Raw genomic sequence first — 23,905 nt, 5'->3', positions numbered from 1 at the left:
ATTTATATTTTAATTTTTTTGTTATGATAATATTAAAACTTCTCTTCTTAAATCTTCTATGGTAACAGCAATATAATCTTCAGCATTCATGTAATTCATAATAAAAACCGTTTTAAATTCATTAAGATCGGCATTATTATTAAGACCTTCATACGTCTTATGAAGCAAATCTATAATTGCATTTTTACAATCGACAACATTCTTCCATGAATTTTTCGTTAAATAAAGCTGCTGAGAAGAATTGTACTCGAACTCTTCATTGATCGTTTTTTCCGTAAGAAAAATAAATTCATGAACTGCCAGATCCTTATCAAACCGTTGAACAATATTCGAAGGTTTGATCCTTTCCAGAAACAACGTCATCCTTTCATATGAATGGCTCTTGTTCTCAGAATTTGATTTCACGGACAGAAGCTTTATTTCCTGGTTTTTAAGGGTAATATAGGTATGTACAAATTGTCTTAGCAAAACCAGAAAAGGAATTGCAATAATTAGAGCAAAAGCATACGGCAGATATTCTGAAAAACTTGTCATAATTCGATGTGCAAAATTACTAATAATTTACTATTCACTATACAAGTTTAAAGCTTTTATTTTTTATTTTCCTATCAAAAAAATAGTGAAATAAACATAAATAACATTAATTTGTACTGTCAACCATCTTATAATTTATAATGTCTTTAAAAAACTACATTTCAAAGGTTATTTTCAATAAAAATATGAGCGGTAATCTGAAGACCTTTTTTACAATTATTGTTAATTCAAAAAGGTACAGTTCCCAATTCAGAAAGAACGATCTCAATTTTAATAACAATGAGACCTTTGTATATAATTTTAAGAAGAATAAAAAAGAATTCAGCCTGTATTTGAGGACCTTTAAAGGTGATATTGATATTTTCTACGAAATATTCTGGAAAGAAACCTATACCGATCATCTTAAATTGTTAAACAAAAGCCCTGAGATTATAGTTGATCTCGGTGCTCACATCGGAATGACCTCCATTTACCTGTCTCTGAAATATCCTAACGCCAAAATTTATGCAGTGGAAGCTTCCCGCGATAATTTTGAACTGCTAAAAGTCAATACGCAGTCATTTAAGAATATTATTTGTTTACATGCAGCAGCCCATTTTGAAGATGGTGCTTTACACTTCGGTGGAGATGAACTTTCTTACAATCAAAAAATATCTGAAACTGGTATTCTTACGGACGCTTTATCTATTGTAAGCATCATGAAAAATAATGGTATCCAAAATATTGATCTTCTTAAAATCGATATTGAAGGAGCGGAAGCTGAACTACTCAGCAAGAATAATTCATGGCTTCAAAATGTAGAGAATATAGTAATTGAAACTCACCCGCCTTATGATTCCATTACGTTAAACAAAGATCTGAGTCCATATCAATTTACCATAAAAAGCCAGAGTAAAGATGTGTTTTTTGCATGCAAACCAGTCGGTTTATAATTCAAAAAGTGCGGGGCGTTGGGTCACTTCATGATAGCAAACACTGTTTTCATCAAAATAATGATAAACAAGGCTTTTGCGGGTTCTGCTTTTATCCAGGTGTGGTTCCCCTCCATGGAGAATGTTCGCATGCCATATTAAAAGATCTCCCTTTTTAGCTCGAAAAACCTCTTTCTTTAATCCCAGCTCCTGAACTTTATTTTCTAAAAACTCTTCATAAGCCTTATAACTTTTTTTACCGATTTTAAAGACACTTCCTTCATTATCATAATCAGAATTCAGGAAATAAGGTAATTGATGGCTTCCCGGAATATAGTGCAATGCTCCGTTATTTTCGTCTACATCTTCCAAAGCGATCCATACGCCCAATAATCCTCCCAGAGGATAGGTAGTCATGTGGATACTGTCCGAATGTGTTTTTTGCTGGCTCCCGTTAATAAAATTGATACTCTGGAAAAGTTTGGCCTGCCCGTCCAGTAACACCGATAAAAAATCGAGAAAATCCTTATCATTACCAATATTTCTGATAATTTCCGAATGACGGATAGCAAACATCAGCTTACCGCCGTAACGGAATTTCAAAGTCCCGTCATTCATTAATTTTTCGATTTCAGCATTGATCTGGTCCACCGTTGAAGAATTAAGGTAATTTTTTAAGATCAGATATCCATTATCATTATACCTGGATGCACTTTCCTTATTTTCTTCCGATAGACTTTTATAAAAATCCGTATTCATCATCTTTTCCTGATGCACTTCTCTTTTGCTTGCAGGAAGATGCGAAAAATCTTTACTTGAAATACTTGAAAAGTAGTTCTTTTTCACACCATACTTTTTATAAAGCGGAATATTATGTTTTAATTTATTCTTATTGAAAAAATTATAAATAACGTAAGGTAATTTGTAATTTCGGATCTGCTTGAACATCGCTAAATAGGTTGTTAAAATAACCTCATAAAGGTACAAATAATATTTAGAACGAATCTAAATGAGAAACAAGTCTTGTCATCTATTTTAATGTTGAGAATCTTCCTTTAATAATTAATCTCACTAAATTCTCAGCCAAAGATTTCACAGAACTCTGCAGAACCCCGTAAGGTCTTAATTCCGGACGGAATCCTCTGAAAAACTCTTCAATATTAGGCAGCTCTCCTCCTTCAAAATCAAATATTTTACTTTCTATATGATCCCTGATTGCATGATCGATGAGAACGGATGCGCCAGAAATTTTCACATGTTCTTTATCGTTAAATGTTCCAAGTAAGGCAACAGTACCTAAATCTTCATAAAGCGCAATTATATTAATGATCTGATCTTTAAAATAAAAAGCTGAAAATTGAATTTTACCCAGCTTATAAAATACTTCAAAAATCCTTAAAAAGCCGTTAAGATCACCTTCTTTATCAAGTCCAAGCATATTGGCCGAAATAAAACTTCGGGCCTCTTCAAAGCTTACATTTTTAATCAGGGAATTCTCCAGTACATTTTCGTCAAGCCTTAACTTCCTTTTCCTTTTAGGTGAATATTTGGCATACACCCTTTCGTATGCATCAGGTAGAATAAGGAAATTTTTTCTCAATGGTATTGTAGATTGAAACTGATTACGATCATTGAACTGGTAAATTCTTATCAGATAGTTTTCCTGTAAAAATTCCAAAAACGCCTGATTGATTGAAACATCATCTTTCTTTGAAAAAACGCCTAGCTGCTGACAAAGCATAGGATTGTGAACGATTTTTATTCCGTATTTTTTTACGTACGGAACCGGCATTACTGCTTCATAATCATTGTAGACAAGCAATTCCCATTTATCCAGGGACGTGATATCTAAAAAAGTTTTAGAAGCTGAATATTTCCTTTGTTCAGAGCCTTCCAGGCATTGGGTATATTTTTTAAAATCAATTTCAGGGTATCGTACTCTCTTAATCATAATAATCCTTCGTCTGAGAAACTAAAATATGCATTCTGGGTTATTATTAAATGATCCAAAAGCTGGATACTTAAAAACCTTCCCGCTTCCTTTATCTTTTGGGTTATGGTGAGATCTTCACGACTGGGTTTTAAACTTCCGGAAGGATGATTATGTGCTATAATTACACCTGTAGAAAAATTATCCAGCGCTGTTTTGAAAAGAACCCGTACATCAACGATAGATTGACTGATCCCCCCCTGTGTCAACTGTGAAATCTGGGTAACTTTGTTACTTTGGTTAAGGAACAGTGCCCAGAATTCTTCAGTCCTTAAATCCGATAAATGATTTTTAAAAATGACATAAGCATCATTACTATTCGAAATAACCGGCTTGTCTGAGATTTCCTGCCGGGCACGTCTGCGTCCTATTTCAAGAGAGGTAGCAATTGAAAGTGCTTTTACTTCACCTATCCCTTTAAACTTCATAAGCTCTTTAACGGATAGCAAACTGAGTTCATTCCAGTTATTATTAACAGATGATAAAATCTTCCTGGCTAATTCCAGGGCAGATTCATCTTTATTTCCACTTCCCATTACAATGGCCAATAATTCAGAATCGGAAAGTGAATCTTTACCTTTTCGTAAAAATTTTTCCCGTGGCCTGTCATCCTCAGCAAGAAATTTAATGGACATAATTGAAGTTTAAATTAAAAGTACAAAGTACGAATTTTTAATAAAAAGCATACAATATTACCGGTAGTTTAGATGAATCAATAAAGCGGGCGGTTTGTTGAAAAGAACCAGACGATAACATCGGACAGCCAAGGCTCAGACAAGCAGGAGTTTGTGATTCTTTATCCGGTATGCATCCGTATGAATGAATAACAATAGCTCTGCCCATTGCATTATTATTGCTTGAGTCAAGACCGTTTAACCGGTAAGATTTCCCGAACTTCCCTATATAACTTTCTTTGATTTCAAATTTCCCCAAGGAAGACTGATAAGAGCCTTCAGTATTACTAAAGCTAAGGACGTCCGTGTTTTTATTAACGGAACCACTTCCATGAGAAACAATAGCCTGCTGAAGTATTGTATTATTTTTCAGGTCGTAAACAAAATAACGATATTTACCGGAGTGGATTTTATAATTAATGAATATAGCGAGGTTTTGATTATAACTTTTCCCGGCTAAGAATCTTTTAATTTCGATGATCTTTGCTTCCGGCAAATTAGAGTTGATCTGTGACTTAAAGCCCACAAAAATAAATAATACCAGAAAAAAGAACATTCTTTTTTGCATGATTGAAGCAAACTATTCTATAATCATTCCATCTTTCATCACCAGCTTACGGTCTGTAATCTCCGCGAGATTGGGATTATGGGTTACAATAACAAAGGTCTGATTGTATTTATCCCTAAGATCAAAAAATAAACGATGCAGATCATCCGCATTTTTTGAATCAAGATTCCCCGTTGGTTCATCAGCAAAAATAGTTTTGGGAGAATTGATAAGTGCCCTTGCTACCGCTACCCTTTGTGCTTCTCCACCAGATAACTGGTTCGGCTTATGATGCAATCTCTGTTCAATTCTTAGATCTTCAAACAGTGCATAAGCTTTTTCCAGCGCTTCTTTTTCATTTGCTCCTGCAATTTTGGTAGGTAACAAAACATTTTCCAGTGCTGTGAATTCAGGAAGCAACTGATGGAACTGAAATACAAAACCAATATTCTGGTTTCTGAATTTAGAAAGTTGCTTATCTGTCATATTGATAAATGACTCGCCAGCCAATGTAATTTCGGTGTCGTAAAGTTTTGAATTAGTAGGCGAATCCAATGTTCCCAAAATCTGTAATAGAGTAGATTTTCCGGCTCCGGACTCTCCCACAATAGAAATTACTTCCCCGGTTTTGATATGAATATCAACCCCTTTTAACACTTCTAAATTTCCATAAGATTTATGGATATTTCTTGCTATAATCATGTTTCAAAAATAGTGAATATAAATAAAATTCTAATGATCTTACATTAATTTTTTAATGATTGAAATTCTATTGAGTTACAAGATCTATAAACAAAAAAACCTCTCGTAACGAGAGGTTTTTATCTATATCATCCGGATTTGTTACAGTAACAAAGTCAAAGGACTTTCCAGATATGTTTTTAAAGTCTGTAAGAATTGAGCTCCTGTAGCACCATCTACTACTCTGTGGTCACATGCTAAAGATAGCTTCATAATGTTTCCAACTACAATTTCTCCGTTTTTAACAATCGGTTTTTCAATGATTGCTCCAACAGAAAGGATTGCAGAGTTGGGTTGGTTGATGATACTTGTAAATGTTTCAATTCCGAACATTCCAAGGTTAGAGATAGAGAATGTAGAACCCTCCATTTCATTTGCTTTTAAGCCTTTAGATTTAGCTCTTGAAGCCATATCTTTCACAGCCGCAGAAATCTGATTGTAGTTCATCTGGTCTGTATTTTTAAGAACAGGAACTACCAAGCCATCAGGAATCGCAACGGCTACTCCGATATTGATGTTTCCTCTGTGAATGATCTTATCACCTGCCCAGCTTGAATTTACCTGCGGATGTTTTCTTAACGCAACAGCTGTTGCTTTAATGATCATATCATTGAAAGAGATCTTCGTGTCTGGTAAGGAATTGATTTCTTTTCTTGCCTCAATTGCTTTATCCATATTGATCTCTACCATCAGGTAATAGTGAGGTGCAGAGAACTTACTTTCTGCAAGACGTTTTGCAATTATGCTTCTTACCTGAGAGTTTGGAGTTTCCGTATCTTCTCCCTGAACAAAATTTAAAGCAACCTGAGCTGCAGGACTTGCCGTCGGAGCAGATGCTGCGGGCTTAGCCTGAGAAGGCTGATAATTTTCTATATCTTTTTTTACAATTCTTCCGTTTTCTCCGGAACCTTGTACACCATGGATATCCACCCCTTTTTCCTGAGCTATTTTTTTAGCCAAAGGAGAAATAGCAATTCTATCCGTAGATGATGAACTCACCGCCTGAGCAGCTGGTTTATCTTCTGCCTTCACTTCGGATTTTTGTTCAGCTGGTTTTTCTGAAACAGCACCTGATGATTTTGCAGCACCTACTCCTGAAACATCTGTTCCCGCAGGTCCTATAATTGCCAATACCGAATCTACCGGAGCTGCTCCGTTTTCTTCAACACCTTGCTTTAATAATACCCCGTTGAATTCAGATTCAAAATCCTGAACAGCCTTGTCAGTTTCGATCTCCGCAAGAAGATCTCCTTCTTTTACGGTATCTCCTACGTTTTTATGCCATTTCGCTACCTTTCCTTCTGTCATTGTATCAGAAAGTCTTGGCATTGTAATCACTTCCACTCCTGCAGGAACTTCAGAAGAAGCTTGTTCTACACTCGTTTCTTTATTTTCGGTTTTAACCTCTTCTTCGGATTTTTTCTCTTCAGATCCTCCCGCTGCCGGAGCGCTTCCTCCTTTTAGTGAGGATATATCTTCACCTTCATTACCAATGATTGCAAGAACAGAATCTACAGCTGCAGCACCGCCTTCTTCTACACCTACGTACAAAAGGGTTCCTTCTATCTCAGATTCGAAATCCTGAACAGCTTTATCTGTTTCAATTTCAGCTAAAATATCTCCTTCTTTTACTTTATCTCCAACTTTTTTATGCCATTTCGCCACTTTCCCCTCCGTCATTGTGTCGGAAAGACGAGGCATTGTAATTACTTCTGCCATAATTTTTTAATATGATAATGAATTAATTTGATAATTTGATAATGAAAGGGATATGATAATAACTCCCGGTCATCATCATATGATCTCCTATTATGTTTAGTTTTCCAGTTTATCTACGAATGGGAAATCTTCCTGTGCATATACATACTCATAGATTTTTTCCGCGGTTGGATATGGAGAATTTTCCATAAATTCCACACATTCGTCAACAAAATCTCTGGATTTATTTTCAATAGTTTCCAATTCTGCTTCTGTAGCCCAGTTATTCGCAAGGATTCTTTCTTTTACCAATTCGATTGGATCATCTTTTTTATGGATAGATACTTCTTCCTTGGATCTGTACGGCTCAGCATCCGACATCGAGTGACCTCTGTAACGGTATGTTCTTGCTTCAATGAATGTAGGACCATCACCTCTTCTTGCTCTTTCTATAGCTTCATAAGCTGCCTCAGCCACTTTTTCAGGATCCATTGCATCTACTGCAAGACAAGGCATTTCATATCCTAATCCTAATTTGTAGATATCTTCATGGTTGGCAGTTCTTTTTACAGAAGTTCCCATCGCATACTGGTTGTTCTCTACCACAAATACTACCGGAAGCTTCCAGTTCATTGCCATGTTAAATGTCTCATGTAATGATCCCTGTCTTGCTGCTCCATCTCCAAAGAAACAGATATTTACAGCTTTTCTGTCAAAATACTTATCAGCGAAAGCAATACCAGCTCCCAAAGGAATTTGTCCTCCTACAATACCGTGACCTCCGTAAAAACGGTGCTCCTTACTAAAAATATGCATAGATCCACCCATACCTCCGGATGTACCTGTAGCCTTTCCGCAAAGTTCCGCCATAATTCTTTTAGGGTCTACTCCCATTGCCATTGGATGAATATGACATCTGTAAGCAGTAATCATACTATCTTTGGTTAAATCCATTGCATGGGTAAATCCGGCTGGAATAGCTTCCTGACCGTTATACAAATGTAAAAAACCTCTGATTTTTTGTTTTAGATAAAGAGAACGGCATTTGTCTTCAAACCTTCTCCACATTGTCATATCTTCATACCACTTAAGGTATACCTCTTTAGAAAATTCTTTCATGTGCTAGCTCTTGCTTATTTATTATGAAATAGTTGAGCAAAATTATAAAAAAAACTTTGTTTTTATTGTATACATACCAATTGTTTTTTTACTTATAATGTTATATTTGAGTTTTTAATTTAAACATGGAAGAAAAACAAACATCCGCATTGCATAAAATCTCCAGAATTATCTCAGAATTTTTCAGTCCGCTGGTATCTTTATTTTTATTCTTTGTTTATAAAAGTGTTCGTGAATATTCCCTTAAAGACTCAGTTACTTACTTTCTTCCTATTTTACTTATCATTATAATTCCTATTATAATCTGGTTGATCTGGAATGTAAAAACCGGAAGATATACCAATATGGATGTTTCAAACAGGGTTCAGAGGAAGACATTTTATATTTTTGCTGCAATTGCTGTGATTGCCTATTTACTTTTTCACTATATCAAATATGGCTCACTGGATTTTCTAATGCTTTTTATCCTTATTCTCCTTTTTTCCTTACAGATAAGTAATTTTTTTATTAAAAGCTCTATGCATACGGCCTTCAATGTTTTTGTCGCCGGCTTATTTTATGCCATTAGTTGGAAAATGGGACTTTTATGGCTGGGAATAGCTGTTCTTGTGGGAATTACAAGAGTAATATTAAAGAGGCATACTATAAAAGAAGTATTTATGGGTGCAGCAATAGCATTTTTAATTTCTTTTCTTTATCTTTATTGCAGTATACACTTTCAACATTAGAATATCTTATGAAAATAAATCATCTTACAACTGCAGAAGAAAACTTAATGAAGCTATTTTGGAAGCTCGATTCATTCTACCTGAAAGATGTTATGGAGCAGCATCCGGAACCAAAACCACACCAGAATACTGTATCCACTTACCTGAAGATCCTTGTTGAAAAGGGATATCTTTCTACACAGAAAGAAGGCAGGATTTTTAAATATTCAGTCACCATACCCTATGAACATTATAAAAAGTTTTTATTAAAAGAACTTTCGCATAACTTCTTTCATGATTCGGGAAAAGAGATCTTACAATTCCTATTGAATGAAAAATTAATATCACAGGATGATTTAAAAGAGTATTTCGATCTTAAAATTGAAATAAAACCGGTAAAAACCAAAATACCGAAGCTGGAGATTGCCAATGAGATCCTTAATCCCAAAAAGGATAAGAAAAACAGGGATAAAAAGAAAAAGAAGAAAAAAGATTAGCCCCCGAAGAAGGCATATTTATAAATAAGTAAAACAGTATCGTATAAATTTATTTATATTGATTAATTAACAAGGAACACGAAATAAAAAGACATAAAAAAAGCGGCTTAAAAGCCGCTTATATTTTTTACCAACGATTTCCGCCGCCGTTTCCACCACGGTTGTTACCACCGCCGTATCCACCGCCTCTGTTGTTTCCATAACCACCACTTCTGTTGTTATCGAAACTTCTTCTTGGCTTCTCCTCTCTTGGTTTAGCTTCTGAAACGTTAAGTGTTTTTCCGTTAAATTCTTTTGCGTTTAATGCTTCAATAGCTTGCTTTCCTTCTTCTTCTCCCATTTCTATGAAACCAAAACCTCTGGAACGTCCAGTTTCCTTGTCTGTAATGATTTTAGCAGAAGATACTTCTCCAAATTCTGCGAATAAATCTTGTAATTCGTACTCTTTAGTTGAGTAATTGATGTTTGAAACAAAAATGTTCATTGTTAAATAAAATTATAATAATTAATAAAAATTTGGTATATAAAAGAAAAGCAACATATATTAAATGAACAAATATTGATTCCAAATATAAACGTTCGCAAGATACAATTTAAAATTTCAAATCAAAGCGTTTTTACAAGTATTTTATCACCCATATTTGATCTATTTAGAAAAATTATCGTAAAACAATATTTTATATACGTATATCAATAATATTATAAGCAATATTTGGGAAAATTAAATATTTTTTAACACTAGATCTTATAGTAAAATGACACTTATATAGCAACAAATACTATTAAATTGCTAAAATGCAAGTTAAAACCACATCTATTTAAGCTTATCATTGAATATTTTTTAATAAACACAACTACATTATTTTTAAAACACTATATATCAAATGATTAAATAAAACGGAAATAATAAAAAATGAAAAAAGATGATATGATGAGTTTGATATTGCGAAATGATGAAATTTTCTGATCGAGAAAATAAATATTTCTCTTTTGATAACTAAATCCTATTCGTTTGATTAAGCCAGTTTTTAGCGCTAAATTTGTGGGGCAAATTATTAAGGTATGAACTATCACACTAGAAAATGGGTAAAACCCGAAGATCTGAATCCTAATCATTCACTTTTTGGAGGCAGGTTATTACAATGGATCGATGAAGAAGCTGCTCTCTATGCTATCATTCAGTTAGAAAACACAAAAGTGGTTACGAAGTTCATTTCGGAAATCAACTTCGTTAGTTCTGCCAAACAGGGAGATATTGTTGAAATCGGGATTGAAGTAACAGCATTCGGTTCAAGTTCTATTACATTGCGATGCGAGGTACGAAATAAAATGACGCATCAAACCATTATCACGGTAGATAAAATTGTAATGGTCAATTTAGGTGAAGACGGAAATCCTCTTCCTCATGGTAAAACACAGGTTGAATTCGTAAAGGACCGATTAAATAACCAGCTATGAAAATTTTCATCAAAAATATGGTCTGCGGCAGGTGCATTTCTGCCGTTTCTTCTATTTTTAATGATTTTGGGATCGGAATACAATCCATACAACTTGGGGAAGTGGAAACGGAATCAGATATTTCAGATCATGATATGCGTTCCATTGAAACAGAATTGGAAAAAACAGGTTTTGAAAGAATAAAGGATTCCTCCCATCAACTTGTTGAGAAAATCAAAAATCTCATTATTACCAAAATCAGCGAACTTGATATTGATGAAGACTTTTTATTATCAGAATTTCTGGCTTCAAAAATACATAAGGATTACAGTTCCCTTTCAAAAACCTTTTCCCAAAATGAGAATATTACTTTGGAGCAGTTTTTTATCCTTCAAAAAATAGAGAAGGTAAAGGAGCTTCTTTTGTATAACGAATTTACGTTAACGGAAATTGCAGGAAAGCTTGGTTATAAAAGTGTACAGCATTTATCCTCACAATTCAGAAACAGCACAGGATTCACCCCTACTGAGTTTAAAAAACTGAAAGTCCATAACAGAAAACCGCTTGACAGTTTTTGAGTGAAGTATCACAGCGTATGGGATTAATTAGAGCTTACGTGTTTGACGGTTTAAGCATATAATTGGAGATGATAAAATAGCCTTTAAGCAGATAAATGCTTCAGTACTACAAGATAATAAAATCCCAAATAACTCAATATTACTCCATTATTCAATACCCTAATACCCTAACACCCTCCGACTCTCAAACATCCAAATACCCAATTTCCCAAATTCTATAACTATTATCCTTAAATTTATAACATACATTATTTTCCTTTACGGAATTTTGTATTATAATTTAAGATCATGGAACAACAATATAAAATACTCGGAATGAGCTGTTCCGGTTGTCAGAAAAAAATCTCTGAAAAGCTAAATTCAATCGAGGGTATTACAGCAGATATCAGTCTGGAAAATAATCTTGCAACTATTATCTCAGATACTGCAATTAACCTTAATACGCTAAACAAGGCTTTAGCCGAGATTGGCCATTATCAGCTGGAGGATCAGACGCAGCCGGAAAAAGCTTTCATTAAACCTCAGGATCGTGTTTCTCGATCTTCAGTTTACTATTGTCCTATGGAATGCGAGGGAGATAAAGTATACTTCAAACAAGGAGAACGATGCCCGGTTTGTCATATGTACCTTGTTCCTATTGAAGAAAAGCAGGCTAAGGACCCTAATTACAAACCGGCCTATTCTTCCACCCATTTGCCGGAAAACTTCAAAGACCATATTGGAAAATATTATTGTCCGATGTTTTGTGAAGGAGATAAAATATATGATGAAAAAGGCGACTGTCCGGTTTGTCATATGCACCTGGAAGAAATTACACAAGAGCTTGTTAATAATTCATCATCAGAACATTCTCATTCTCATTCTCATTCTCATTCTCATTCTCATTCACACACCCACCATCATGAAGCTCCCAAAGTTACGGATGATATGGCTGGAAGATACTATTGCCCGATGTATTGCGAAGGAGACAAAACTTATGACAGCAATGTAGGGTGTCCTGTCTGTGGAATGGATCTTGTGAAATATCCTGAGAAAAAGACCGCAAAATATACCTGCCCTATGCATCCTGAAATTATACGGGATGAGCCTGGAAGCTGTCCCATATGCGGAATGGATCTCATAAGAATGCCTGATACTGGAGGGGAAGAAGATGATGAAACCTATAATATATTAAAAAGAAAATTCATTATTTCACTGCTATTTACCGTTCCCGTATTTGTTCTTTCCATGGGAGGTATGCTGGTTAATTTCCCGTTCTCTCATCAGATTCAGGGCTTTATTGAGCTGGCTTTAACACTTCCTGTGCTTTTCTATTCTGGGTGGTTTTTAATGAAAAGAGGCTGGGTTTCATTTAAAACATGGAATCTGAACATGTTCAGTCTGATTGCCCTGGGAGTTTCTGCAGCATTTATTTTCAGTATTGTCTCTCTTCTTTTTCCGGATATCATCCCACATGAAATCCGTGGTCACAATCATGAGATCCCTCTTTATTTTGAGGCAGTCTGTGTCATTCTTACGCTGGTTATCCTGGGACAACTCATGGAAGCCGCTGCTCATAAAAAAACTGGAAATGCAATCAGGGAGCTGATGAATCTTTCACCGGATGAAGCCAACCTGATCGTAAATGGAGAAGAAAAAAGGGTTCTTCTTTCTCAAGTAAAGATCGGTGATTTTTTAAAGGTAAAGCCCGGAGAAAAGATACCGGTAGACGGAAAAATAACGGAAGGCAACTCTATTGTTGATGAAAGTATGATCACCGGAGAACCGATTCCTGTAGAAAAAAATATGGATGATAAGGTCTCATCAGGAACAATCAACGGGAATCAGGTTTTTATTATGAAAGCTGAAAAAGTTGGTGATGAAACCCTATTGTCCCAGATCATCAAAATGGTGAATGAAGCAAGTCGTAGTAAAGCACCTATTCAAAAATTAACCGATAAAGTTTCCAAAATCTTTGTACCGACGGTTATCCTTATTGCCGCTTTAACATTTGTCGGATGGCAATTCTTCGGGCCCGAAGGGAAAAGAAGTTTGTTTGCTTTCGTCAATGCTGTAGCTGTACTTATTGTAGCCTGTCCTTGTGCATTAGGTCTTGCTACTCCAATGTCTTTGATGGTTGGAATCGGAAAAGGGGCTAAAAACGGCATCCTGATTAAAAATGCCGAAGCTTTGGAACAAATGAACAAAGTAAATGTTCTTATTACGGACAAAACAGGAACTCTTACCGAAGGGAAACCATCTGTAGAACACATTGAAACAGTGGATAACGGAAATCAGGATCAGATTTTAAAATTAGCCTATTCATTGAATCAGAATTCAGAACACCCACTGTCTAACGCAGTCATTAAAAAAGCTAAGGATCAAAAAATCTCTTCCGCGAAGGTGGAAAAGTTTGAAAACATATCCGGAAAAGGGGTAAAAGGAATCATCGATGGAAAAACGGTGTATGTTGGAAACGAAAATCTCCTGACCTCTCATCAGATTGCCATTCCTGATAGTTTAAAACAGAAGGCAATTGAAGTTCAGTCCAAAGCGCATACGATTTCATATATTGCCGAGGATCATAATGTTTTAGGGTTCATAAGTTTTAGGGATAAAATCAAAGAAAGTTCTAAAAAGGCCGTTGAGCTCTTAATGAAAGAAGGTCTGGATATCGTGATGATGACCGGCGATAATGAACATACAGCTAAAGCTGTAGCGGATGAGCTGGGTATCATACACTACAAAGCCAATTGCTTACCTGAAGATAAATTAAATGAAGTTAAAAAACTTCAGAAAGAAGGAAAAATTGTCGCAATGACAGGTGATGGAATCAACGACTCTCCTGCTTTGGCACAATCCGACATCGGAATTGCTATGGGAACAGGGACGGATGTCGCTATTGAGAGTGCAGAGATTACTTTATTAAAAGGAGATATCATAGGTGTAGCCAAAGCTAAGCTTCTGAGTGAAAAACTATTGAAGAATATTAAGGAAAACCTCTTTTTTGCTTTTATCTATAATGTATTAGGAGTTCCTATTGCGGCAGGATTATTGTATCCTTTTTTTGGAATTCTGTTATCTCCGATGATTGCAGCCGCAGCTATGAGTTTCAGCTCTTTATCGGTGATTCTTAATTCATTAAGATTAAACGCTGTCGATCTCGACATTAAATAATCAAATTTTCCTCCGGATTCCAGGTTTATAGATCAAATCCGGAGGAACTTTATAAAACCATGAAAAAAGAAATGTATCATATCGGTTGCTCAGGATTCTATAATAACGATTGGAAAGGCTCTCTGTATCCACAAGATGCATCTGCTAAAAATTTCCTTACGCTCTATTCTCAAGAATTCAATGCTGTAGAAATTAATTCTACCTTTTATAGAAAACCGACTCTGAAAACTCTTGTAAAATGGTTTGATGAAACTCCTGAAGAATTCAGGTTTTTTATTAAAATCCCCAAAACAATTTCCCACGAAAAAAGAATGAAAGATTGTAAGGACGAGATCGAAATCTTTTGCCGTCACATCCATGAGGGATTAAAAAATAAACTATCCGGATTTTTATATCAGTTTCCGCCTTCTTTCAAAAATACTCCCGAAAACCTTGATTTGGTACTAACACATCCAGACTTTGATTTTGTAAATGTAATGGAATTCAGACATATTTCATGGTGGACTGATGAAGTCTTAAAAGCTTTAAAGCAAAAAAACATTATTTTTTCTGGTGTCAGTTTTCCCGGAAATCTTCCGGAAGACTTAATGAGTAATCATCCTGAAATCATTTATTATAGACTTCACGGAAAGCCTGTGCTCTACAAATCTGAGTACACTCACGAATTTCTCAATCATTTGGCCGAAAAAATACAAAAATCACAAAAGAAAGCGTTTATATTTTTCAATAACACCTGGGGAACTGCCGCAATCAAAAATGGCCTGTATCTGAAAAAAATATTATCTTGAAAACCCTTTACAATTAATAGATTAAAATATTATTAAAACTTATTTTTTTATAAAAATTGGCATGTATATTGTTAACATCTATTTGTAAATTTTAACGATAATTAACATTTAATCTCCAATTTTTTTATGAAAAACCTTTTTGCGGAAAAGTCGCGAAACCTGACTTTTCTTGGGATGTTTGCATTGGTGAGTGCAACTTCAGTTTTATTCAACAGCTGTAATGAGAAAAAAGACGCGAAAGATTCTGAAAAGATGATTTCCAAAGACCATCCCGTCGCAAAAATAGTCCCCGAATTGGAGGATGACGAAACCCCGACAGACAAAAGAGTTATTTATCTTACTTTTGATGATGGTCCTAATCGCGGGACCGAAAACCTTCTGAAAGTTTTACGCAAAAGAAATGTATGTGCTACTGCATTTATAGTGGGAAAACACTGCTATGACAGCAACAGACAAAAGAACGATATGGAACTGCTGAAAGCAGACCCATTAATTGAACTGGCCAATCACAGCTTTTCGCATGCCCACAACAAATATTCCAGTTTTTATAAAAATCCGGAAGCAGTTGTCCATGATTTTGACAGAGCAAAGGACAGTCTTACACTGCACAATAAAATCGCCAGAACTCCGGGCAGAAATATCTGGAGGCTCAACAACATCAATGTTACGGATATTAAAAGTTCTTCGCTGGCAGCCGATCATTTAAAAAAGGCAGGATATAAAGTAATCGGCTGGGATCTGGAATGGAAGCCTACAAACAGAATGGTCCTTAAAGGAAGCCACGAAGCCATGTTGAAAAAAGTAGACAGTATCTTTTTTAATGACCTTGAAAAAACATCAAGACATTTGGTATTCCTTACCCATGATCAGTATCTTTCGGATACCGATTCAATTAATGAGCTCGACCTGTTTATTGAAAAACTACAGAAGACCAATCGCTTTGTATTCAGAAAGATTTCCGCTTATCCTAAAATCAATGAAGTTTTAAATTAAAACATGAAACAAGGCTCATTCTGAAATTTCATGGCAAAAAAATAACTCAGACCTATTTAAAATTTTATAAAATCATTAGCTTTTTGCTATAAGAATTCAGAAATTTGCAATTATGGATATTAAAGAAAATTACAACAATATAAAGGGACAGCTTTCCGAAGGAGTTCAATTGGTAGCCGTTTCAAAAACCCATCCTGTTTCAGCTATTCAGGAGGTTTATGACCTGGGACAGAAAGTTTTCGGTGAAAATAAAGTCCAGGAGCTTATGGAGAAATATCCTCTGCTTCCGAAAGATATTCAATGGCACCTTATCGGGCATCTGCAAACGAATAAGGTAAAATATATTGCTGAATTTATCGACACGATCCAGAGTGTGGATTCTGAAAAAGTATTGCTGGAGATCAATAAAGAAGCAGGAAAACATAACCGAAAAATTAAGGTTCTTCTGCAGGTAAAAATCGCTGCTGAAGACAGTAAATTCGGTCTTGAAATATCAGAAGCCAGAGAGCTCTTCCAAAGATACATCAATGGTGAATTTGCTAATATTCACATTACCGGACTTATGGGGATGGCTACATTCACTGACGATCAGCAACAGGTAAAAAAGGAATTTTTAACCTTAAAAAAAGTTTTTGATGAATTAAATCAATTAAAAAAACTGGATACCTTATCAATGGGAATGAGTGATGATTTCCCTATTGCCATTGAATGCGGGGCAAATTCCGTACGGGTTGGCTCTGCAATTTTCGGGCGAAGAGATTATTCTAAATAAAGTATTTAGGTATAGTTTTTGCTAATAATTCAATCAAAAAATCTAAATTTGCAACTATGCAAAAAATCCTTATAGTAGAAGACGAAAAAGCAATCTCAGGAGTACTGCACAGTATTCTGTCTGATGAACTTACCAATTATGAATTTGTAGTAGCCGAAGATGGTTTAGAGGGTTACAAACACCTGGAAAAAGAAGATTTCGCATTAGTGATTTCCGATATAAAAATGCCAAAACTTTCAGGAACAGAGCTTCTGAAGCAGACTTTGGTGTTAAAACCCGAAACTACTTTTATTATGATCTCAGGGCATGCGGATATTGATTCTGCTGTTTCTTGCTTAAAGGATGGAGCATATGATTTCATTTCTAAGCCTATCGATATCAACAGACTAATCACCAGTGTTAAAAATGCCTTAGCGAAAGAAACCCTGAAAAAGGAAAATAAGACGCTACAGAGTGAAAATAAAACACTTAAAAGAAAAGTCAACAAAAAATACCAAATGATCGGTGAATCTCCTGCATTACAGAAGATTCAGGATATGATCGAAAAAGTAGCTGTTTCTGATGCAAGAGTTCTTATTACCGGGCCTAACGGTGCAGGTAAAGAGCTTGTAGCGCATGCTATTCACAATCAAAGTGAACGGGCAAAGGGACCTATGATCGAAGTAAACTGTGCGGCGATACCATCAGAACTGATCGAATCCGAACTTTTCGGACACGTAAAGGGTTCTTTTACCGGAGCTATCAAAGATAAGCAGGGAAAATTCGAACAGGCAACAGGAGGTACTATCTTCTTGGATGAAATCGGAGATATGAGCCTTATTGCACAGGCAAAGGTTTTAAGAGCACTTCAGGAAAGCAAAGTTTCTCCTGTAGGAAGCGATAAAGAAATAAAAGTTGATGTAAGGGTTCTTGCTGCCACGAATAAAAATATGCAGAAAGAAATTGAAGAGGGGAAATTCAGAGAAGACCTTTACCACAGGTTATCTGTAATTGAAATCTATGTACCACCATTGGATGAAAGAAAAGAAGATATCAAATTATTGGTAGAACATTTCTCAGGAATGATTTCGGATGAACATGGTACAGCCGTGAAAAAATTTGATGATGAAGCGATTGAAGCGCTTAAAGCCCTTTCATGGACTGGAAATATAAGAGAATTAAGAAATGTTGTGGAAAGATTAATTATTCTAGGTGGAAGCACAGTTTCCAAGGAGGATGTTGCAAATTTTGTAAGAAAATAATTTAATTATAAACTAAATAAATTATAAAAAATTTGCAGTAGTAACACTGCAAATTTTTTTTGTTAAAACTATGAGCTTTTTAAATAAAAACTATACCAAAGAATGCCTTACTTTGGCGCTACCCGTAATGCTAACGCAGGTAGGACAAGTATCTGTTAACTTATTCGACAATATTATTGTCGGAAAACTATTAGGTGCAGATGCTTTAGCTTCCGTTTCTCTAGGAAATGCCGTATTTTTTTCGACATTTGTACTGGCACTGGGATTCTCTTTTGCTATCCCTCCCCTTGTTTCGGAGGCACATTCAAGACACGACCATGAAAGAATTAATTCCGTATTCAGCCATGGATTTGTGATCAATATGACTGTAGGAATTATTTTAATGGCAGTCCTGTTACTCGGATTACCTCTACTCTATCATTCGGGACAGCCTGTGAAGATCGTTCCTGATACAGTTCATTTTTTGGGAATTATGGCGATCAGTATGATCCCCTTTATGGCGTTTCAGACCTTGAGAGAGGTTTCTGAAGGACTATCCTACACGATTGGTGTGACCAAAGCAACCATTATTGCAAACGTTATTAATATTGTTTTAAATTACGTTTTTATCAAGGGCCTATTCGGATTACCTCCGATGGGAGTAAAAGGATCTGCTTTGGCTAGTTTGATCGCGCGGATTTTTATGGTGGTTTTTCTTTACTTCGTTTTGTTAAAAGAAGAAAGAACAAGACGCTATATCAAAGATTTTTCATTAAAGATCCAGGTGTTCTCCAGAAGTATGTTCGATAAAATGGTAAAATTAGGACTACCAACAGCTTTGCAAATGTTCTTTGAAGTAACTGCCTTCGCGGGAGCCGCTTTCATCTGTGGATTGATTTCAGCTCACGATATTGCCTCTCACCAGATTGCATTAAGCATGGCCTCGTTTACCTTTAATTTATGTGTAGGATTCAGTGTAGCCTCTACCGTAATGATCGGAAGGAAGATGGGTGAACAAAATTATGTAGAGCTGAGAAAAGTTGGGCTTAATAATTTAAAAATTGCCTTTATCTTTATGTGCATCTGTGGAATTGTATTTATTCTGGGTAGAAATATTCTCCCAACATTCTTCACCAAAAAAGAAGAAGTTGAAGTGATAACACTGGCATCAAAACTAATGATTATCGCAGCATTATTCCAGTTATCCGATGGAATTCAGGTTACAGCATTGGGGATGCTTAGAGGAATACAGGATGTGAAGATCCCTTCTATTTACACTTTTATAGCATACTGGGTGATTACCGTTCCATTGGGCTACTTATTGTGTGTTACGCTAAATATGGGGGCATTCGGAATGTGGATTGCCTTAGGATTGGGATTAACCATTTCTGCAATCTTCCTGGTCAAACGTTTTTTAAATATGTCTGCAAAGAAAATCAGGCAGAATGTATCCATATAAAAAAAGCGGTCTTGTCAGACCGCTTTTTTAGTTATTATTCAGACTTTTCAACGCCCTGTTTAGGCTTCTTATGGTCACTCCTAAATAAGCAGCCATATCTTCTTTTGAAATTTCAATCTCCTGTTTGGACTGTAGCTTCAGAAGCTTTGCCAGATTATGTTCAGTGGTGTAAAGCTGCTGGTAAGACGCCCTTGTCGATGTATTTACAATACGTTCAGCAAATACATCCAGCAAAAGGTTATTCAAGGTAAGGTCATTTTTAATCACCCATCTCAAATAAGGGATGGAAATAGCGTATACAGAAACATTGGTCATAGCTTCGATGGAGCAAAGGCAATTAATATTTTTAATAAACTCTATCTCACCTATAATTTCACCTTTTCCCAGAAACTCCATAATATATTCCTTTTCATTTTCCTCTACAAAATAGCATTTTGTAATTCCTTCACGAATAAGCATTACTTTCGAAGCCGCTTCGTTCTGGGTAAATATTTTCTGCCCCTTTGAAAATGATTTTATAACAATATCTTCTTTACGCTCCTGATTTGCGTATAGCTGCTCTAAATACTTTAAAAATGCTTCGTTCGTTCGTAACATATAGGTCCGGGACAAATGTCCTTTTCTGATGTATTTTTTATTCTGATTTTTGCCTTCAGAAATGTACAAAAGTAAAATGAAAAATCATATAACAACAATAGCATTTGATGCAGATGATACGCTCTGGATAAACGAGCCGTATTTTCAGGAAACGGAAAAGGAATTTTGTGCTTTACTGGAAGACTACCTTCCACATCACTCCGTTTCCCAGGAATTATTTAAAACTGAAATGCAGAATCTTCACCTTTATGGTTATGGAGTCAAAGGCTTTATGCTCTCTATGGTGGAAACCATCTGCAGAGTCTCAAACGGAACAGCTTCACTCCAACTGGTCAATAAAGCAATTGAATTGGGGCATAATTTACTTCAGCAGCCTATAGAACTTCTTGAAGGTGTAACCGAGACTTTAGAACAACTAAAAGGAAAATACAGGTTGGTTATGGCTACAAAAGGAGACTTGCTTGATCAGGAACGTAAGCTTAAAAAATCCGGGCTCGAAAAATATTTTCATCATATAGAAATTATGAGTGATAAGAAAAATAGTGATTATCAAAAGCTATTGAAGCATCTGGATTGCAAACCTGAACATTTTCTTATGTTGGGAAATTCCATAAAATCAGATATTTTACCTGTCCTTGAGATAGGAGGTTATGCAGCTCATATCCCTTTCCATATCACCTGGGCTCACGAGCAACATGAACATCAGCTGAAACATGAAAGATTTGTTGAACTTGATGATATCAGTGGGGTTTTGAAATATTTGTAATGATCAGTTGATATTTTATCCTGTAAATGCTTATTGTAATAATAACCATATTAATTCAATGATATTAGGTTTACTATAACAAAAAACTCGTCCCTTTGGACGAGTTTTTTATTTTATTTCTTGAGACATTTCTCCAGGAACTGATCTTGTTCCCATAGCAAATGAAGAATATTTTCTTTTGCGACATATCCGTGGGCTTCTTTAGGTAAAAGAACCATCTTTACGGGAGCACCCAGATTTTTCAATGCCTGGAAATATCTTTCCGTCTGTAAAGTGAATGTTCCCGGATTATTATCCGCATCACCATGGATCAGCAATAATGGTGTTTTCATTTTATCAGCATTCATAAATGGTGACATTGTGTTATAAATTTCAGGTACATCCCAATAGTTTCTTTGCTCACTCTGGAAGCCAAACGGCGTTAATGTCCTGTTATAAGCTCCGCTTCTGGCAATTCCACACGCAAACAATTTAGAATGGGTTAAAAGGTTAGCGGTCATAAAAGCCCCGTAGGAATGCCCTCCTACGGCTACTTTTTTCTTATCGATATAGCCTAACTGATCTACTGCATTGATTGCTGCTTCTGCATTCGCTACCAATTGCGGAATAAAAGTATCATTAGGTTCTGTTTTTCCTTCCCCTATGATCGGGAATGCAGCATCGTCAAGAACAGCATATCCTTTTGTGGTCCAGTATACAAAGGAACCGTAATAAGGGAAGGTAAAGTCGTTAGGATTCTGAGTATTCTGCCCTGCCGTATTTTTATCTTTATATTCTGTAGGATAAGCCCAGATCAGCAAGGGAAGTTTTTCTTTTTTTGCTTTTCTGTCATAGTTTGCCGGAAGATAAAGAGTTCCCGTTAGCGTTACACCATCATTTCTTTTGTAAGTAATCACTTCCTTATACACATCTTTGATGCTTTCGAAAGGATTGGCAAAAGTAGTTACAGCTTCTGCTTTATTAGATTTGATGTTTTTCCTGAAATAATTAGGATACTGGCTCGCAGACTGCTGGATGGTCAGTACCTCACCTTTTGCAGGATTAAGGATATCTATAATATCTTCCTTAGCATTTTTTAAGTTTGAAGTGTAAAGTCTTTTCTTTTTTAATGTTTTCACATCCATTTCATCGATAAAAGGATGCTGTCCGTCCTTTGTAAATCCTGCTCCGATAAGATAAGCTTTTCCCCCTTTCATATCAATTACAGTTCTTCCGAATTCATTTTTTGTGGTATTGAAATTTCCGGGATCGCTGTAAACATCCTGATAGTTTCTGTCATCAATTACTTTTGACTCCCCGTTGTTCAGGTCTACTAAAAATGACTTGGTATTTCTTGTATCATACCAATCTTCAGAAACGATAGCATAATGATCATTGGTCCAGCTCGTTCCTTCATATCTCTGCTTCGTTTTAAAGAACGATTTTGCCGCATTGTTAAACGGTGCTTCCCAGGTGAAGATTTCATCTCTGTATTCAGCAGTTCTAGCCTGATCACCTCCATCCAGCGCTTCTGCGTAAACAAGTGTTGCCGGGGCATCGCTTCTCCAGCCCATATCTCTTTTACCTGTCCTTACTGAGGCAAAACCTTTAGGCATAATCTCATTTAAAGGGACTTCATTTACGACTTTCACCATGCTTCCTTTAGCATCATATACAGTTGTTGTCATGGGAAACCTGTTCAAAGGAACGATATATGAGAAAGGCTTTTTGATTGTTGTAACCATCAGGTAATTCCCATCCGGTGAAAAGCTCAGACCTGCATACATGTCCTGATCTTTCACTTTTTTTACGTTGCCGGAAAGATCTACGTTATAAATATCTGAAGCGGTAAGAATTTCAAAGTTTTTTTCATCCTGAGGATTTTTAAGAAGATCCTGATACGTCCTGTTTTGGGATACTTTTCCATCCGCAGTAGATACAATAGGTCCTGTTGGCAGATCCCTGCTTGAATCTATCAATGCAGGTCTGTTTTGCGGAAGCACTTTTATCAGTAAATTCTGAGAATCTTTATACCACGTATAAGGACTACCCAGGTTGGCGTTGAGATTATCATTGGTAACTTTCTTAGCCGTTGCCGTTTCAAGGTCCACGATCCAAAGCTCTACTCCTTTTGCTGTTGTATTGGTAAAGGCAAACTTTTTTTCATCGGGAGAAAAAGAAGTATTGGTTATTTTAGGATTGGAAGGCAATCCTTTTACCTGAACCTCACTTTTATCATTGATTTTTCTAACCTTAAGGTTATTGGAGTAAGTTGCTGAACTAGAAATATTCGTCACAGGATTTATTCTGAGACCACCTAATTTCATTTCCTGCTGACTAAGATCTTCTAGGGTTTTATAGGTAGGACGGTAAGTGAAAACTACCCAATCCTTTTTACTGTTCATTAAAACACTTGGAGGTCTTTCGTAGTCTGCAAGTTTAAGAATTTCAGCAGACGGCTTTTGATAAGTAACATTTTCCTGCGCTTCATAAAAATTAAGGAACGCAAGAAGGCAAACGGTTAGTTTTATCTTCATTATATACATTTTTTACGAATTTAGTAAATTTTGTTATTATAAAGGGTAAACAACAATCATTTAGCCTGTCCTGCAACTTGTAAAATCCGATAATTACCTAATGATTTTTACAACATAATCGAGATTATAAGGTGAAGATACATCGTGAATTTTATCTTTTATAAAACAAAAAGAGGGCATACAATTATGCCCTCTTTATTTATAT

23 protein-coding genes are annotated in these 23,905 nt (G+C 35.7%); 12 read left to right on the top strand and 11 right to left on the bottom strand.

The features are described from left to right. Nucleotides 1-21: 21 nt before the first annotated feature. Nucleotides 22-534, bottom strand: a complete 513-nt coding sequence (locus PFY10_02230; GenBank protein ID WBV57259.1) for a hypothetical protein — start codon at nt 532-534, stop codon at nt 22-24. 185 nt (nt 535-719) lie between these two features. On the opposite strand from PFY10_02230, the gene PFY10_02225 reads away from it, so the two are divergent. Further along, the gene (locus tag PFY10_02225; protein ID WBV57258.1) at nt 720-1,466 is read left to right on the top strand and encodes an FkbM family methyltransferase; all 747 of its coding nucleotides are present in this window, start codon (nt 720-722) and stop codon (nt 1,464-1,466) included. On the opposite strand, the gene PFY10_02220 is transcribed toward PFY10_02225, so the two are convergent. The 7 genes from PFY10_02220 to pdhA form a co-directional block, all read right to left on the bottom strand. Beyond that, nucleotides 1,461-2,291, bottom strand: a complete 831-nt coding sequence (locus PFY10_02220) for a phytanoyl-CoA dioxygenase family protein (protein ID WBV57257.1) — start codon at nt 2,289-2,291, stop codon at nt 1,461-1,463. The two genes, PFY10_02225 and PFY10_02220, sit on opposite strands and share 6 nt — an antisense overlap. 184 nt (nt 2,292-2,475) lie before the next feature. Further along, entirely contained in the window at nt 2,476-3,396 is a 921-nt protein-coding gene (locus PFY10_02215) for a hypothetical protein (protein WBV57256.1), read from the bottom strand. Beyond that, nucleotides 3,393-4,070: a DNA repair protein RadC gene (gene radC, locus PFY10_02210; GenBank protein WBV57255.1), complete on the bottom strand. Its 678-nt coding sequence runs from the start codon at nt 4,068-4,070 to the stop codon at nt 3,393-3,395. Before radC ends, PFY10_02215 begins: the two co-directional genes overlap by 4 nt. A gap of 37 nt (nt 4,071-4,107) precedes the next feature. After that, complete coding sequence (locus PFY10_02205; protein WBV57254.1) at nt 4,108-4,677, bottom strand: murein L,D-transpeptidase catalytic domain family protein; 570 nt, start codon at nt 4,675-4,677, stop codon at nt 4,108-4,110. A gap of 12 nt (nt 4,678-4,689) precedes the next feature. Beyond that, the gene (locus PFY10_02200; GenBank protein WBV57253.1) at nt 4,690-5,358 is read right to left on the bottom strand and encodes an ABC transporter ATP-binding protein; all 669 of its coding nucleotides are present in this window, start codon (nt 5,356-5,358) and stop codon (nt 4,690-4,692) included. Nucleotides 5,359-5,499: 141 nt separating this feature from the next. After that, a complete protein-coding gene (locus tag PFY10_02195) occupies nt 5,500-7,116 on the bottom strand; it encodes a 2-oxo acid dehydrogenase subunit E2 (GenBank protein ID WBV57252.1) in 1,617 nt (538 codons plus the stop codon). 96 nt (nt 7,117-7,212) lie between these two features. Continuing rightward, nucleotides 7,213-8,214 carry a pyruvate dehydrogenase (acetyl-transferring) E1 component subunit alpha gene (pdhA, locus tag PFY10_02190; GenBank protein ID WBV57251.1) on the bottom strand — a complete coding sequence of 334 codons (1,002 nt, stop codon included), beginning with the start codon at nt 8,212-8,214 and terminating at the stop codon, nt 7,213-7,215. A gap of 125 nt (nt 8,215-8,339) precedes the next feature. Here pdhA and PFY10_02185 point away from each other — a divergent pair, with 125 nt between their 5' ends. Then, complete coding sequence (locus PFY10_02185; protein WBV57250.1) at nt 8,340-8,942, top strand: ABC transporter permease; 603 nt, start codon at nt 8,340-8,342, stop codon at nt 8,940-8,942. Nucleotides 8,943-8,950: 8 nt separating this feature from the next. Continuing rightward, nucleotides 8,951-9,418, top strand: a complete 468-nt coding sequence (locus PFY10_02180) for a BlaI/MecI/CopY family transcriptional regulator (GenBank protein WBV57249.1) — start codon at nt 8,951-8,953, stop codon at nt 9,416-9,418. A gap of 127 nt (nt 9,419-9,545) precedes the next feature. On the opposite strand, the gene PFY10_02175 is transcribed toward PFY10_02180, so the two are convergent. Beyond that, on the bottom strand, nt 9,546-9,902 hold the full coding sequence (locus PFY10_02175; protein WBV57248.1) for an RNA-binding protein: 357 nt from the start codon (nt 9,900-9,902) through the stop codon (nt 9,546-9,548). A 578-nt stretch (nt 9,903-10,480) separates the two neighbouring features. On the opposite strand from PFY10_02175, the gene PFY10_02170 reads away from it, so the two are divergent. The 8 genes from PFY10_02170 to PFY10_02135 all read left to right on the top strand — a co-directional run bounded on the left by PFY10_02170 (nt 10,481) and on the right by PFY10_02135 (nt 19,821). After that, the gene (locus tag PFY10_02170) at nt 10,481-10,876 is read left to right on the top strand and encodes an acyl-CoA thioesterase (GenBank protein WBV57247.1); all 396 of its coding nucleotides are present in this window, start codon (nt 10,481-10,483) and stop codon (nt 10,874-10,876) included. Next, the gene (locus PFY10_02165; GenBank protein ID WBV57246.1) at nt 10,873-11,433 is read left to right on the top strand and encodes an AraC family transcriptional regulator; all 561 of its coding nucleotides are present in this window, start codon (nt 10,873-10,875) and stop codon (nt 11,431-11,433) included. Before PFY10_02170 ends, PFY10_02165 begins: the two co-directional genes overlap by 4 nt. Before the next feature lie 288 nt (nt 11,434-11,721). Beyond that, nucleotides 11,722-14,589 carry a heavy metal translocating P-type ATPase gene (locus tag PFY10_02160; protein ID WBV57245.1) on the top strand — a complete coding sequence of 956 codons (2,868 nt, stop codon included), beginning with the start codon at nt 11,722-11,724 and terminating at the stop codon, nt 14,587-14,589. A 59-nt stretch (nt 14,590-14,648) separates the two neighbouring features. Beyond that, the gene (locus PFY10_02155; protein WBV57244.1) at nt 14,649-15,377 is read left to right on the top strand and encodes a DUF72 domain-containing protein; all 729 of its coding nucleotides are present in this window, start codon (nt 14,649-14,651) and stop codon (nt 15,375-15,377) included. Nucleotides 15,378-15,503: 126 nt separating this feature from the next. Further along, complete coding sequence (locus tag PFY10_02150) at nt 15,504-16,370, top strand: polysaccharide deacetylase family protein (protein ID WBV57243.1); 867 nt, start codon at nt 15,504-15,506, stop codon at nt 16,368-16,370. A 112-nt stretch (nt 16,371-16,482) separates the two neighbouring features. Continuing rightward, complete coding sequence (locus PFY10_02145) at nt 16,483-17,142, top strand: YggS family pyridoxal phosphate-dependent enzyme (protein ID WBV57242.1); 660 nt, start codon at nt 16,483-16,485, stop codon at nt 17,140-17,142. A 56-nt stretch (nt 17,143-17,198) separates the two neighbouring features. After that, nucleotides 17,199-18,383 (top strand): sigma-54 dependent transcriptional regulator, encoded by a 1,185-nt coding sequence (locus PFY10_02140; protein WBV57241.1) that lies wholly within the window; start codon nt 17,199-17,201, stop codon nt 18,381-18,383. A gap of 70 nt (nt 18,384-18,453) precedes the next feature. Further along, nucleotides 18,454-19,821, top strand: coding sequence for an MATE family efflux transporter (locus PFY10_02135; GenBank protein ID WBV57240.1), 1,368 nt, complete (start codon nt 18,454-18,456; stop codon nt 19,819-19,821). Between the two features lie 27 nt (nt 19,822-19,848). Here PFY10_02135 and PFY10_02130 read toward each other — a convergent pair whose 3' ends face one another. Then, nucleotides 19,849-20,418 (bottom strand): Crp/Fnr family transcriptional regulator, encoded by a 570-nt coding sequence (locus tag PFY10_02130; protein WBV57239.1) that lies wholly within the window; start codon nt 20,416-20,418, stop codon nt 19,849-19,851. A gap of 76 nt (nt 20,419-20,494) precedes the next feature. Between PFY10_02130 and PFY10_02125 the strand changes: the two genes are divergently transcribed. Beyond that, nucleotides 20,495-21,184, top strand: coding sequence for an HAD hydrolase-like protein (locus PFY10_02125; GenBank protein ID WBV57238.1), 690 nt, complete (start codon nt 20,495-20,497; stop codon nt 21,182-21,184). 113 nt (nt 21,185-21,297) lie between these two features. Here PFY10_02125 and PFY10_02120 read toward each other — a convergent pair whose 3' ends face one another. Further along, entirely contained in the window at nt 21,298-23,700 is a 2,403-nt protein-coding gene (locus PFY10_02120; GenBank protein ID WBV57237.1) for a prolyl oligopeptidase family serine peptidase, read from the bottom strand. Nucleotides 23,701-23,905 lie beyond the last annotated feature (205 nt).

Source organism: Chryseobacterium daecheongense (genome assembly GCA_027920525.1).
GTDB lineage: Bacteria > Bacteroidota > Bacteroidia > Flavobacteriales > Weeksellaceae > Chryseobacterium > Chryseobacterium proteolyticum.
The sequence above is the reverse complement of the archived record's forward strand: the minus strand, read 5'-3'. Positions and strand labels throughout refer to the sequence as shown.